At 45.0% G+C, this 14,928-nt stretch carries 11 protein-coding genes; 9 read left to right on the plus strand and 2 right to left on the minus strand.

All coding sequences use genetic code 11. The annotated features are described in order from the left end of the window. Positions 1–9 precede the first annotated feature (9 nt). From AC58QG_RS17650 to AC58QG_RS17685, 8 genes are all read left to right on the plus strand, one after another. Positions 10–3,153 carry an alpha-mannosidase gene (locus AC58QG_RS17650; RefSeq protein ID WP_497363418.1) on the plus strand — a complete coding sequence of 1,048 codons (3,144 nt, stop codon included), beginning with the start codon at positions 10–12 and terminating at the stop codon, positions 3,151–3,153. Positions 3,154–3,179: 26 nt separating this feature from the next. Further along, positions 3,180–4,295 (plus strand): class I mannose-6-phosphate isomerase, encoded by a 1,116-nt coding sequence (locus AC58QG_RS17655; RefSeq protein WP_497363419.1) that lies wholly within the window; start codon positions 3,180–3,182, stop codon positions 4,293–4,295. Between the two features lie 174 nt (positions 4,296–4,469). Continuing rightward, positions 4,470–6,110 carry a response regulator transcription factor gene (locus tag AC58QG_RS17660; protein WP_497363420.1) on the plus strand — a complete coding sequence of 547 codons (1,641 nt, stop codon included), beginning with the start codon at positions 4,470–4,472 and terminating at the stop codon, positions 6,108–6,110. A 19-nt stretch (positions 6,111–6,129) separates the two neighbouring features. After that, the gene (locus tag AC58QG_RS17665) at positions 6,130–7,848 is read left to right on the plus strand and encodes a sensor histidine kinase (RefSeq protein WP_497363421.1); all 1,719 of its coding nucleotides are present in this window, start codon (positions 6,130–6,132) and stop codon (positions 7,846–7,848) included. 187 nt (positions 7,849–8,035) lie between these two features. Beyond that, the gene (locus AC58QG_RS17670) at positions 8,036–9,010 is read left to right on the plus strand and encodes an ABC transporter permease (RefSeq protein ID WP_497363422.1); all 975 of its coding nucleotides are present in this window, start codon (positions 8,036–8,038) and stop codon (positions 9,008–9,010) included. 24 nt (positions 9,011–9,034) lie between these two features. After that, the gene (locus AC58QG_RS17675) at positions 9,035–9,946 is read left to right on the plus strand and encodes a carbohydrate ABC transporter permease (RefSeq protein ID WP_497363423.1); all 912 of its coding nucleotides are present in this window, start codon (positions 9,035–9,037) and stop codon (positions 9,944–9,946) included. A gap of 78 nt (positions 9,947–10,024) precedes the next feature. After that, complete coding sequence (locus AC58QG_RS17680; protein ID WP_497363424.1) at positions 10,025–11,581, plus strand: ABC transporter substrate-binding protein; 1,557 nt, start codon at positions 10,025–10,027, stop codon at positions 11,579–11,581. Between the two features lie 22 nt (positions 11,582–11,603). Further along, positions 11,604–12,956, plus strand: a complete 1,353-nt coding sequence (locus tag AC58QG_RS17685) for a hypothetical protein (protein ID WP_497363425.1) — start codon at positions 11,604–11,606, stop codon at positions 12,954–12,956. Between the two features lie 386 nt (positions 12,957–13,342). Here AC58QG_RS17685 and AC58QG_RS17690 read toward each other — a convergent pair whose 3' ends face one another. Together AC58QG_RS17690 and AC58QG_RS17695 are read right to left on the minus strand one after the other, a co-directional pair. Continuing rightward, the gene (locus AC58QG_RS17690) at positions 13,343–13,537 is read right to left on the minus strand and encodes a hypothetical protein (protein ID WP_497363426.1); all 195 of its coding nucleotides are present in this window, start codon (positions 13,535–13,537) and stop codon (positions 13,343–13,345) included. A gap of 292 nt (positions 13,538–13,829) precedes the next feature. Next, positions 13,830–14,249: a MarR family winged helix-turn-helix transcriptional regulator gene (locus tag AC58QG_RS17695; RefSeq protein ID WP_497363427.1), complete on the minus strand. Its 420-nt coding sequence runs from the start codon at positions 14,247–14,249 to the stop codon at positions 13,830–13,832. Positions 14,250–14,458: 209 nt separating this feature from the next. Here AC58QG_RS17695 and AC58QG_RS17700 point away from each other — a divergent pair, with 209 nt between their 5' ends. Beyond that, positions 14,459–14,914, plus strand: coding sequence for a CBS domain-containing protein (locus tag AC58QG_RS17700; protein WP_497363428.1), 456 nt, complete (start codon positions 14,459–14,461; stop codon positions 14,912–14,914). Positions 14,915–14,928: the final 14 nt, after the last annotated feature.

Genomic DNA, 14,928 nt, shown 5'->3' on the forward strand with positions numbered 1-14,928 from the left:
ATTGCAGTCATGTTTTATACAACAGAAAAGCTCGGTAAACGAATTGCCGAGCTCTCGGAATATCGCTATAGAGATGCTATTGCCATTCGTTCTCTGCAATGTGCGCTAGATGTGGAGGGGAATATTGGAGAACGACCTCCAACTGCCTTCGAGCAAGAACCGCTAACGTTAGGTGATTCCTGGGAAGGCAACGATACCTACCTCTGGCTTCGTACAGAAGTTAAAGCTCCAGAGACATGGAAGGGTAAAAAAATAGTGGGCCGTTTCGACTTCGGAACCTCCGGTCCCAATCACATTTCCGGCTTTGAATCGCTGCTTTATGTGAACGGAGTTCCCTATCAAGGCGTGGATACGAACCATCAAGAGGTGCTGCTGCCGCAAGCTTGTGCGACGGACACGCATACACTCACTTTTCGATTATGGTCAGGATTGAAAGGCTACGGCAGCTGGGGACCGCGCAATAAAGCGGAGCATAAGATCCTTAAAGCGGAGCTGACGTGGCTGGACGAAACGGCTGATGATTTATTCTTTACAGCAAAAGCGGCGTTGGAGACAATAAAGCGTCTTCCTGAAAACAGCGCAGACAAGCAAATGCTGCTTGCGGCAGTGAATAAAGCATTTTTGCAAATCAGCTGGTCAGAGCCAGGGTCTTCAGCCTTCTATGAGACAATTGTAGCTGCAAGTGCGGTGCTCCACAGTGAGCTGGATTCACTCGACAAAAACTCAGCAATTACCGTTCATTGTGTAGGTCATACGCATATTGACGTAGCGTGGCTTTGGCAATTGAAGCATACGCGTGAGAAATGCGCACGTTCATTCTCGACAGTGCTTCGATTGATGGAGCAGTATCCGGAATATTTGTTTTTACAAACGCAGCCGCAGCTGTATGAATATATGAAAGAAGATTATCCGGAAATTTATGAACAAATTCGCACGCGAGTCAGAGACGGAAGATGGGAAGCAGACGGCGCGATGTGGTTGGAGCCGGATTGCAATCTGACTTCAGGCGAATCCTTGGTCAGGCAAATCTTGTACGGCACACGATTCCTACGTGAGGAGTTTGGCGTTGAGTGCAGCTATCTGTGGCTGCCAGACGTATTCGGTTACAGCTGGGCGTTACCTCAGATCCTTCAGAAATCAGGTATTCGTACATTCATGACAACTAAAATCAGTTGGAACCAGTACAATCGCATGCCGCACGACACCTTTATGTGGCGGGGGATTGACGGTACGGAGATTTTGACACATTTTATTACGACACCGGAACCTGGAAACACGATCTACACGTACAATGGCATGGTTACGCCTGAGACGGTGCAAGGCATCTGGGACAATTACAAAAATAAGGCGCTGAATAAAGAGCTGCTGCTTTGTTATGGCTATGGGGATGGCGGCGGCGGTGTAACCCGTGAGATGCTGGAGATGCGAAGACGTTTGGATGTGCTGCCAGGTTTGCCTAACGTGAAGACAAGCAGAGCTGACGAGTATTTTGCTGGTCTTCAGGAGCGGGTCGCACAAAGTGAAGAATACGTTCATACTTGGGATGGCGAGCTTTACTTGGAGTACCATCGCGGGACGTACACAAGCCAAGCACGCAATAAGCTTTTGAACCGAAAAGCAGAGCTTATGCTGAGAGAAAGCGAATTTACATTCGTACTAGAAGGATTATTGAAAGAAAATTGGTCGATGTATCCAACAGATGAGTTGTTAAAGATTTGGAAAACCGTCCTACGTAACCAATTTCACGATATTTTACCAGGAACGTCGATTCGTGAGGTGTACACGGACAGCTGGCAGGAATATGAAGAAGCGGATCATTCGCTTGTTCGTTTGTGGAAGCAAGCATTGGCAGAGCTCGCTCGGGTTGAAACAACGGATGCAGCTATTTCAAAAGCAAGCACTTATACGATATATAACTCAGCATCATGGGAACGCAGCGAAACGGTTTACCTACCCCAAGCTGATCTTAATGGGACATGGCGAAGTGCAGAAGGGGCCGAGCTTCCTGCTCAACGCAGTGGAGACGGTTGGGTCGTTCAAACGGATAGCGTGCCTGCTATGGGGATGACGGAAATTCATTTCCAATCTGGTGAACGGATTGGCGTACAATCGCATTCGTTTGACTTCAAGGCAGACAGCCTAACGACTCCGTTCTATTGCTTGAAATGGAATGCAAATGGCCAACTTACGCGAATCTACGACAGAGAAAATGATCGTGAAGTGCTCAAAGCTGGTGAATACGGTAACGTATTGCAGGTATTTGAGAACAAGCCGTTACGTGATGACGCATGGGGGATCGACATTTATTACGGAGAAAAGAAACGCGAGGTTACGGAATTAGTTTCAGTTGCCTTAACGGAAGTTGGCCCAGCTAGAGCGGTCGTTCGCTTTGCGTGGACGTTCGGTCAATCACATATCGTGCAGGAACTGATCGTGTATACGAGCAGCCGACGTATTGATTTTCAAACGCATGCTAATTGGCATGAACGCGAGCAAATGTTGAAGGTAGCTTTCCCAGTGAGCATTCGCTCAACGGAAGCAACGTATGATATTCAGTACGGCAATGTGAAGCGTCCGACGCACTGGAACACAAGCTGGGATCAAGCACGCTTTGAGACGGTTGGTCAACAGTGGGCAGACTTATCTGAACACGGTTACGGCGTTAGCTTGCTGAATGATTGTAAATATGGATACGATATCAAAAATCATGTTATGCGCTTATCCCTTATTAATTCCCCTGTATTTCCTGATCCAGAGGCAGACCGCGGTGACCATCAATTCACCTATGCGCTGCTGCCGCATGCTGGTGATTGGAGAGAGGGAGAGACCGTGCGTGAAGCGTGGGCTTTGAATAGTCCACAAACCGTCGCTGTTGGCGGGACGCCACATGTGGGATTATCGCTCTTTACCCTTTCTTCACCACACACATTCATCGATGCTGTGAAAAAGGCAGAAGATGAGAACGCAGTTATCCTACGTATACATGAATATGCTGGGGCTCGGGGCCAATTGGACATCACGAGTAGTTTACCGATACGCGGCTGGGCAGAGTGCGACTTAATGGAACGTATTGAATCTGACAAGCAGAACAGTAACATCATTAGCTGTACGATGAATCCTTACGAAATCAAGACGTTTATGGTGTATTTTTAAATCGGATACGGAAAGAGTGAATTGGAATGCAAGATGCTACTCATACATTTAGCAGCAGGCCGCATAAGCTTGCGTCCAACCGAGTGTGGCGAACGTATCATGGTGGCAAGATGCTGGAAGAGTGGCAGGGAGGAGAGCGGCCGAACGACAACTCCATGCCCGAGGAGTGGATTGCTTCTGTGGTAAGAGCTCGCAATGTTGGCAGGGAGCATATCGTAGAAGGGCTGAGCAGGGTACTGACGGAAGAGGCTCTAGGAGCTACACTGCAGGAGCTGATTGCAGCGGATCCCATTGGTTTTCTAGGTCAACGTCATCATGAGAAATATGGCTTTGAAACAGGTGTGCTTGTCAAAGCATTGGATGCTGCTGAACGATTGACGATTCAGGTGCACCCTGATCGCATAACAGCACAGGAGATCTTTCAGTCACAATTTGGCAAGACAGAGGCGTGGTACATCCTTGGCGGCAGAGAAATCGATGGACAGCCACCCTATATTCTGTATGGGTTTAAGCCAGGTATGACACGCGACCAATGGGAGAAATTGTTCTGGGATCAGGATATCGATGGGATGATTCAAGCCTTACACAAGATCGAGGTACAGCCAGGTCAGGTGTTTCTAGTAGAAGGAGGGATGCCGCATGCCATTGGTGCGGGTTGCTTTCTGATAGAAATTCAAGAGCCAACAGACTATACGATTCGGATTGAACGTAAAACACCAGCCGGCCGCGACATCCCCGATGCGATGTGCCACCAAGGTGCGGGCTTTGATCGCATGTTCGACTGCTTCCATTATGAAACTTACAGCTTAGAAGAGATTGCTTCGCGGTATCGTTTGCAGCCTAAACTCATGGAGAAGACGAAGAGTTTCGAGAAATACGCTCTCCTGTCTTATGAGGATACGCCATATTTCGGATTGGAGTCCATTGTAATAACGAACCTATATGCCTTGAATCACCATGGTGAGTTTTCAGTTTTGGTTGTTGCCGAAGGCTCAGGCACACTATCTTGGGAAAATGGTCGTATACACGTTGCGCGAGGCGATCAAATCTTTTTGCCAGCAGGGATGTGTGCGCTCGTATGCGAAAGCGAACATGCCAATGAACCGCTGCATCTGCTGCGATGCTTGCCGCCTCAAATCTAGTCGTACTAAATAAGCCTTTCGTTCACATGTGAACGAGGGCTTTTCTCATTTTTAGCATCATGGAATTGATCACGTTATTCCCTGAAATTATCATAGACAGCGCAAAAGCCGAGGACTAACATGGTATCATAGAGGATAATTGGCAGTATGTTGTCTGACGAGGGGGAACCGGCGATGTATAAAATTCTGGTCGTGGATGATGAACCGACAGTTAGCGCGGGAATTAAAAGCTATTTGATGAGATCAGAACTAGGAATTGATCATGTGGAAACAGCGCTGAATGGGTTTGAGGCGTTGGACTGTTTGCGCATGGACATGTATGATCTCGTATTGACGGATATACAGATGGGGATGATGAACGGCATCGAACTGATGGAAGCGATTCTTCTGGAGCAGCCACATCTTCCGGTTATCGTCATTTCGGCCCATGAGAAGTTTGACTTTGCCAAGAGAGCGCTCAGGTTAGGAGCCAAGGACTATTTAATCAAGCCTGTTGAGCTGGATGAACTGATGCGAGTTGTCGGCAAGGCCCTCCAAGAGAAGAAGGAAATGGGCAGATTGACGTTGCAACGTCCAGATGCGGATGCGAGTAAAGATGGCCACTTGCTCAAAAAGAGACACGAAGCGCTCATCGAATTGGTAACGGAGACCGATTTGCAGGACAAAGATTATGAAGATCTTCTTCGTGAAATCGGCAGCTCACTCAAGGAGCAAGGTCATTGGTATGGCATTGCTGCCGTACATTTGAATTTGAGCAAGGGTGGATTTAGTAATCAGGACATTACGTTAATGGACCGAAAATTATTGAAATATGCCTCGGTAAATATATTGGAGGAAAGCCTATCCGATTGGTGCGGCGTAGCTTTTTATGGCTTTGGCAATCAGCTTGTTTGCGTGATTCAATTGGAAGCGACCGACTCTATAGACACGAGGCTGCCGATGAATTCGCAACTGAATCTGATCGGTCAAACGATCATTATTAATTTGAAGCAATATTTGAATGTTGATGTCACAGTCGGAATGAGTACACTGAGCCCAGATTTATCTATGCTACCAAAGCTGATGGAAGAGGCGAATGCGGCCATTGAATGGCGTAAGCTGCATCCGGATAATAAAGTGCTTTATTATGAAGATATGTCGGCCTTGGGCAATATGAGGATGATGGAGTGGGTAGCCAAGGTTGAAGAACTGGTGCTTCACTTGAAAACAGTCGATGAGGCAGGATTATCCAAGGAGCTTCAAGCCGCTGTCAAAATACTATCGAACCTGACACAGTCAGAAGGTTTGTTTCATAGCTGCTTCGGATTATTGGTGTACCGGATGTATGGCTTGCTATTTGATAATGGACAAGAATCAAGCAGTTCCTTCCGTCAGTATGATCCGGATGTGTATTTCAGAGGCATGGAGATCAGCAGGAAAGTGGCCTGTTTACAGGAATATGTGGAAGCGCTGTCCGATATCATTCGGGCGTGCATTACCGAGCGAGATCAGACCGTTGTATCCCGAATATCTGCTTACATTAACAATCATTATGGCAATCACGAGCTCAAGATTCAAGATATCGCTGGCGAAGTCCATTTCAGTGCGGCTTATGTGAGTTATTTATTCAAAAGAGAAACAAACAAAAACGTCTGGGACTTCGTGTCTGAGGTTCGGATCGAAGAAGCGAAGCGTTTGCTTGCTGTAACTGATTTGAAGCGTTATGAAATCTCGTATCAAGTGGGGTATCAGTCACCAGAGCATTTCAGCCGAATGTTCAAACGTTTCATCGGCATCTCCCCGGCTGATTATCGCAAAGAGATCAGGGGGAATTAATCTGAGGCTCCAATATAAGGTGATTGTTGCATTCTGTTTGTTCATCATCGGTCCGTTTCTAATAGTCGGTTGGATCTCCTTCTCACGCACCTCCGCAACGATTAAGGATGAGGTTGGGAAGACGATGCTTCAGTTGGTGAAGCAGAATCACGCTACGATAGAGAACACGTTATCTTCGGTCCGAGATAAGACGGTAACTTTTCTGGACAATCATTTTTTCAGCAATCCGAAGCAATTTGCATTCTGGACGCATATTGAGACGATTAGCGCACTGAGTGAAGCGGATACCATTCTTGAACGTTGGTCCTCGGATGGCACCGAATACGCGATTTATATGGCGAATAAAGGGAACCAACCTTTTCCACTCAATGCCTTATATAAAAAGCAAGGACTGATCTATCTGGATAAAAGCAGTGCTTACCCGGAGTGGGCATTACAGACCCAAGAAGAAAAAGGGGCCGGAAGTCTGCGAGTAGCCAAGTCGAGTTCAGGACAGCCAACGGTTACGTTTACACGAAGTATTTTGCATCCAGAAAAATATGACGAATCCATCGGCTTTCTTGCTGTCTCCAAGCTGGAGGTCCTGTTGACCAAAAATCTCGTTTCTGTACAACTGCCGGATCATGCTGGTGTTTATCTATTCGATGACCGGGATGAGTTGCTACTGAAGGTAGGTTCAGCAGGCATGGAGCTGTCAGAATTGCCAGAAACACTGCGCAACAAATCGGAAGGCTACTACTATTCGGAATCCAATAATCATAAGGATCTCTACGCGGTTTCGTATGAGTTTAATTTCAATACAAGACTAATCTACAAGATTCCATTGGACTCCATTATGGGGAAACAAACAAGCTTTCAGCAGTTAATCATGGTGATGCTTGCCATATATCTGATTCTCGTTTTGTTATTCGTCTTGTATTTACTTCGGAATATCATTAAGCCATTGGCTCGCTTAGTTACGTTCACACGTGTCTATGAGTTGGGTCGACCATTTGACTTTGGAACTTCGTCATCACGCTCTCGCTCGGATGAATTTGGTGTTTTGTATACCGCGTTTATTCGTATGACAGGCAGGCTGAATGAATCGATTGAAGAAAATTATGGAATGAAGATCAAACAAAAACAACAGGAGCTGAACACGCTCCATTCCCAGATCACGCCACATCTACTTTACAATACGTTAGATTCGATCTATTGGTATGCTTTAGAAAGCGGTAATCACGATGTTGGAGGCATGGTCAAGGACTTATCGAAGTTGCTGCGCATTGGGTTAAGTAAAGGCAAAAGTTTGATTCCGATCAGCGAAGAGTTGGAGCATGTTCGTGCGTATATTCGCCTTCAAATGAAGCGGTATCCAGGGAACTTCGAAGTATTCTGGGAGATTGATGAAGACTTGGATGCGTATAAAATGCCAAAGGTGATGATTCAACCGCTTGTCGAGAATGCGATTTTTCATGGGATACAGAGTATGGATGGGGAAGGTCATCTGTGGGTTCGATTGAAACGCCAAGGAGATGAGATTCATATCCTGGTTGAGGACAATGGATTTATTCCAGTGAATCTCGATAAGCTCAGGATGATTGTCAGTGGGGAAATGGATGACAAAGGCTATGGCATACGCAATGTTCATCAACGCATTCAACTGCATTATGGTGATACCTATGGGTTAAGTTATCGTTTGAGGGAAGGCGGCGGGCTCATAGCCACAATCGTCATTCCGATTCACCCAAGTGAATAAAGTGTGATCCTGATCCGGCCTATGGCCGGATTTTTTGTTTTTGCGTAGCTGGTGTTTACATGCCGCATTGGTGATTTCTGCTTGTTTGCACTTGTGGAGGATTCATCACGTTCTTATAGGGATACATCATCGAAATAGGGGATCCCGTATTCTATACTTAATTTAACAGAGAAAGGAGTGGGACGCAGTGAGAGAGACAGCCGCACCTCCACGACAGGCAGGGCAGACGCGATATCAAGCAAAGGGAGTTAAGTTTTTGCGGAGCTTTTGGCAATTCAGAACGTTGACATTGATGATCGTGCCAGCAGCCATCGTGCTATTGCTTAATAATTATTTACCGATGTTCGGGCTATTCATTGCCTTCAAAAAAATCAACTATGTCGATGGTATTTGGGGGAGTCCATGGGTAGGCTTCGATAACTTCACATTTCTATTTAATAATGGATCATTGTGGAGGATTGTAAGAAATACGGTTGCGTATAGTATGACGTTTATGATTTTAAATTTGATCTTGTCCGTGGCCATTGCAGTGACACTCAATGAGCTCCGCAGTCGAATAGCCGTCAAGAGTTATCAGAGCTTTCTGATCATGCCCCACTTTTTATCCATGATCGTCATTAGTTATCTCGTCTACGCGTTCCTGCATCCGACACATGGCTTCATTAATTCCACGGTTCTGGAATGGTTTGGCAAAGAACCTGTGTCTTGGTATATGGAGAAGGAATATTGGCCTTTCATACTCACGGTTGTCAGCGCTTGGAAAGGCGTCGGTATCGGTGCCGTGATCTACATCGCAGCGATCGCCGGCATTGATCCCGAGTATTATGAAGCAGCAGTTATTGATGGAGCCTCGAAGTGGAAGCAGATGATGCATATCACCTTGCCTTCTATTATGCCAATTATCATTATCATGACAATTCTGAATATGGGACATGTGTTCAATTCAGATTTTGGACTATTTTATCAAGTGCCGATGGATTCTGGTGTATTATATCCAGCCACCGATACGGTAGATACGTATGTGTACCGTGTCTTGATGCAACTTAATGATATCGGCATGTCCTCGGCAGCAGCTATGGTACAGTCGGTTCTAGGCTTTATTATGGTATTTCTGACGAATGGAGCGGTCCGTAAAATAAATTCGGATCAAGCTTTATTCTAATTGATTGAATAGGAAGTGAACCTGATGGTCTCCAAATCGTATCGAAGGGAAAATCGCATTTCCCCGCTGGCTGAGATGATACTTAATTTCGTTTTCATCTTATTATCGTTAGCCTGCGTACTCCCTGTCATTCTCGTCATTATTGTATCCGTCACACATAATGATTCTTTGATCAATGAAGGATACAGCTTTTTCCCTTCGAAGTGGTCGTTGATCGCTTATAAGACTGTATTCAAAGATTTTGCGACGATGGCAAATGCATACAAAGTTTCTATCGGGATTACTGTCGTAGGCACACTATTAAGTGTCTTTCTGATGGCTTTATACGCGTATCCCTTATCTCGCAAGGATTATCCTTATCGTACCGTGTTTACTTTCTTTCTTTTCTTCACGATGTTATTTAACGGCGGATTAGTTAGTCGTTACATGATCTACACCCAGACGCTTCATTTAAAAGACTCTTATATGGCCTTGATCCTACCGCTCTTAATCGTTCCGTTCAATGTGATTATCATGCGTACATTTTTCCAAACGACGATCCATCCCGCATTAATCGAATCTGCCAGAATAGATGGAGCGGGAGAGCTGCGTATCTTCTTACGAATTGTTCTTCCCTTATCGCTGCCAGTGTTGGCCACGATGGCTTTATTCTCAACGATTCATTACTGGAACGATTGGTTCAATGCGTTGCTCTTTATTAATAAGGAGCATATGTATCCCGTACAGTTCCTCATGATGCGAGTGCTGAAAGATGTTCAGTATATCCGCGAAAATATGACGATAGCCGCTCAGAATCCGGAGTTGCTTAAGAACTTGCCTAACGAGTCCCTGCAAATGGCCTTAGCTTTTATAGGTATGGGGCCCATATTGATTGTCTACCCGTTCTTCCAAAAATATTTCGTAAAAGGCTTAACTGTCGGTGCCGTAAAAGGCTGATCATAGTAATACCGGCTGCGAATTGCTACTCGCATTCCTCAGTCGTTTCCTATAACATTCATTACAGGAGGGTCCACAATGAAACGTAGAAAATCAGTATTGCTTGCACCTATGGCACTCGCAATTGGATTAACGGCTGTCTTGCCTGCTTGTTCTAGTGATAACAAAGCAAGTACAGCAAGTCCGGCGACGACTGCCGCCAGTTCAGCAGCTCCTGCTAATCCGAAAGCAGCTTTGGAGCCTTATGATGTATCCATCGTCTATCAAGCGAAGCCGATGAAGGACGACGCCCTCGTTCAAGAGAAGTTGAATGAGTACTTAAAAGGAAGAATTAACACAACTGTCAGTTTGCAGCCAATCGCGTCAGCAGATTATAAGAAGAAGACAGAGTTGATGATGAATACTGGGGAGAAAATGGATCTTGTATTCACAGCTTCGTGGCTGGATTTCTCTGCGAATGTGACGAAGGGAGCTTTCTTGGAGCTTGATTCGCTTCTGGATAAATTTGCGCCTGAAACGAGGAAGTTGCTTCATCCTCTGTACCTAGAGGCACCTCGTTACAAAGGTAAATTGTATGCGATTCCAACGGATAAGGAAATTACCCAAGGGAAGGCATTCACTTTCCGTAAGGATATCGTCGATAAGTATCAGATACCTGTCGATAAAATTAACAAAGTCCAAGATTTAGAGCCGTATTTTGAGAAAATTAAAGCAGCTGAACCTAATATGATCAATTATTTCGTAGCAGGTGGTCCAGCTAGTTTTATGATGTATGAAACTAATTCTAATTATCGTCCGATCGGACCTGTTCCAGCTAAGCTTCCGATGTTCTTCCTCGATTACAAGGCAACGGATATGAAGGTTAGAACTATTCTGGATCAGGATATTATTGATATGAATAAAGCAGACGCCGAATTGTTCCGTAAGTATTATGAAAAAGGGTACATTAACGCAGATGCTGCAACCGTTACTACGAATGTTGCGGACATACGTAAGCAAGGTAAGCTCTGGGTGCAATCCACGGTGTGGAAGCCTGGTTCCGATATCGAATTGAAGCTTTCTGATAACTTCGACTGGGTTTCCCATGTCATTGAAGAACCAATTGTAACAACGGATTTGGCTACGGGCTCGATGCTTTCCATTTCCAGAACTTCAAAAAATCCAGAAAGAGCGATGATGGTCCTTAACTACCTTCATACAGACCCTTATGTGATCAACCTCCTTGTGAATGGTATTGAAGGCAAACACTACACAAAAGTGGGTCCTAACCGTATCGAACCGATCAAAGATTCTGGTTATGACAGTCAAGTGTTCTGGGTACTTGGTAACCAATTCTTGAACTACATGAAACCAGGTCAACCAGACGATCTGTATGACAGCTGGAAGAAGTTTAACAATGATGCGAAACGCTTCCCGTTAATTGGATTTGTTTTCGATGACACGAATGTGAAGAACGAGATTGCTCAGTTAACGACAATTGTGAACGAATATAAAGTGATTAGTACAGGTGCGGTTCCGAATCCATCCAAATTGCTTGATGAGCGTAATGGGAAGCTGAAAGCAGCAGGACTCGAGAAGGTGAAAACAGAACTGCAAACACAAATCGATGCATGGTGGAAAGAGAACAAAAAATAGGAAGAGCTAGAGGTGATTTTCGTTGAAACCCCAGAACCTCATTTACACCTTCGTCAGCTATGCCTCTCATTATGATACCTCATGGGGACATGGAACAGCAGTCGAAGGTGTGGAGCGGACAGCAAGATTAGCCCATGAACATGGTATACCTGTGACATGGATCGTCAACCGAGGCTCCATTCCCGTGTTGGGTGAGCGAATTCGGCAGTGGCATGAGGCATATGGCGATGATATCATTCTTCAATGCCCTTTCTTTATGGAAGATTCCGGGATGTCGAAGGAAGCATTTAAGGCTAGGTTGTATAGTGACTGGCAGCTCGTACAGGAGGCCTTTCCTTGGGCGACTACCAAGATCGCTGCAAGGGGCAAGATTTACAATGAAGTCATTGAAGTACTAGAGGAACTGGATTTCCAAGGCATGTGGGGATATTGCTGGGAGCAAGTGTGGTGGGACGGTATCACGCATAAAGGGATCCCTTGGGGATCCTGGTATGTGGATAGCCACCGATACAAAGTTCCACATGCTGGCAAAGGAAAAGTCGTCGCCTGCGAGTGGACAGCACGGGATTTGCATTTGTCGTACCATACGGGCAGTCCTGTTATTTACTCGACTGACCCTAATGATGTGCTGCGTGCGGGTTTGTGTACGGGTGAGGAGATCACGTATTGGCAGATGCTGTTTGATGAATATTTGGCAAATACGGACCATAATGATCAAGTATTTTTCCTGCAACAGCAAGAGGCGCATGAAATGGAGTTCAGCGATCGCTTTCAAGTGTTTCCGGCTTCACACGTTGAGGCATGCGAAGGGATGCTCGACCGATTCTTTGCCTACGTGGCACAGTGTGGCGTAACGCTTACAACCTTGCCGAAGGCGCTAGCCACGTATCATGAGCGCAATCAAATCACAGCACCGTCCTATATGTTAACGAAGGATAAGCCAATTCGTCCCGAAGTGAACGACTACACGATGACGCTAGGCGGCGTGGCCGCAGGGCCTTGGCCGGATACGTTCTTCTTCTACGACAGCCAATGTCAGATGGTATTCGTCAAAGGGGAGTGTAAACCGCGGCTTGTCCGCAATTACGTCGGCCAGTGGAATATGCAAGACGAATTCGAGGAAAAAATTCCTCCGTTATTTATTACGACTTATGAGAAAACGAGCGATCGCATCGAGCTTGTCTATGAAATGGGGAACTGGAAGCCGATGCCGTTCGGACTTGCCTATTGGGATGACGAGCTGAGTGGCTATGAAATTGAAAGCTGCACTAGCGATGTGGAGACGAAACTGATTAAAGATGAGTTGATTTTCCTTCGATTTAATCTGACGGGTGACAAAAGAACGATTCGCTTGGTACTAAGCAAAAAGAAATAGCTAGCTTGGAAGGAGCCGGAGCCTCGCTTTTGCGGGGTTCTTTTTTCTTTCTTGGCTGATGGACTGAATTTGAGTAGCATTTCAACCTCGCTCGGCACGAATAGATGGATTTCCTACAGTTAATTCCAGGTGATTTCCGTTCAAATATGAATTAGATGGATTTCCTCCAGTTAATTTCAATCCTTTTCGCCCAAATGAGCTTATGGTGGAGTATTAGCTACATATTTTACAGCTAAATCGAATTTCCGAGGAAATTCCTCAAGATTAGCTGTACTTTTTCCATTCAATCTGTGTTGCAGCCCAGAATCTGAGGATCAGGAACTCCAACCCTCACAAGTAGCCAGAATTAGCAGAAGTAGCTAAAGTAGTGGAAATAGTAGAAGTAGCTATAAAAGCCCAACACCCAAAAAATGAACTTGCAGGAAGACATTCTGCAAAATCACCTTGCTCGTGTCGTGAATTTTTATCGAATTACTATCTCTATCTGAAATGCTTGCAAAAGTGCAACTATTTCTGCCAGCAGTCATCCCTTTTGGCCCTTCTCGGTCCCAAAGGTTGCACTTTTGCACGAATTCATCCATGTTTAGCCATACTCCCGGAAAATAAGTGTACTTTAGCATCTTTGACCATTTACGCTTACTTGCAACGTTTCTGCATCTGTGAAAGGGGTTGTGAAATTGAAGACTTGGACGGATGTAAACCGGGGAGGAATAGGTGAATGATCTGTTTTCATTGCGAAAATAAAAGGAAATGTTGGAAACCAACGCAATTATTTCTCGTAAGAGGATGTATCCCTTGGGTCTACGGAAGCTTTTTTACAAAGAAGAACACCGTACTCTAATTCATGCAAGAATACGGTGTCGAAGGGGCTATTTAGAACGTACAATTAAACTTATTTAACAATTCACCGAACCTTATCTGATCTTCCAATGTCCAATTTTCTAGATGCTTTGCAAGATACTCAATCCGAGCTTGTTTGTTCAAAGCCAGTTCCGCCAAACCGCTTTCCGTGATCTGCAAGGAGTAAGCTCGACCATCTTGGGGATCGGGAATCCGATAAACATAACCTTTTTGTTCCAAAGCTGCTGTTTGTCGACTAATTGTCGACATATCGAGATGGAATTCCTCAGCCAAAGCTTTCACACCAGCTGATCCGTTTGTCCAGATTTGATGAAGCAATAGATAAGCAGCACGATCCAAATTACCTACTTTTTTATTGGTGGTAGCTGCGATAAATCGGCGTATAAATAGTGCAACTTCGACCTCAATGGTTTCAACAGGATTTTTCATCATTGTATACCTCATCTTTAGGCATTTTCAATCATTTATGCTTGTATCGTAACATACACCGGATGATTTGAATATCTTCCAAATAGAGGTTAGCAGCTGTAGCATAGGGATAAGGATTGACTTCACTCGACATAGTTGTATAATGCAAGTATATAGTGTCATCATACTTCTTGCTTCAATAGAAGGCAATAGTAGACAGGAGTGGACACAATTTGAAAGCTAAGGAAATTATGGTTCAACAGGTGTATAAGGTGAAAGAAGGAGATACTGTTCGCGCTGTGATTGAGAAGTTTATTAGTCATCGGATTAGCGGACTTCCCGTTGTGAACGACCGGAATGAAGTCGTCGCTTACATCAGTGATGGTGATATTATGCGATATATCGGCAAGCATGATGATTATATATTCGGATCGTATCTGTACACGGCTGTGATCAAAGGCGATAATAATGAGTTCCAAGATAGAGTACGCAACTTGCTTCCTTTGAATGTGATGAAAATAGCTCAAAAGAAGGTGATTGCTGTAGATGCAGAAGAGGATATTGAGCAAATCGCGGCGATATTGGGAAAAAAACGCATAAAAAAGCTCCCCGTTCTAAGACGAGGCGTACTAGTAGGAATCATTAGCAGGGGAGATGTGATTCGGCATTCCTTCCAGTCCATTTTATGAAAATGTTATAAACG

Source organism: Paenibacillus sp. J22P169 (assembly GCF_059691995.1).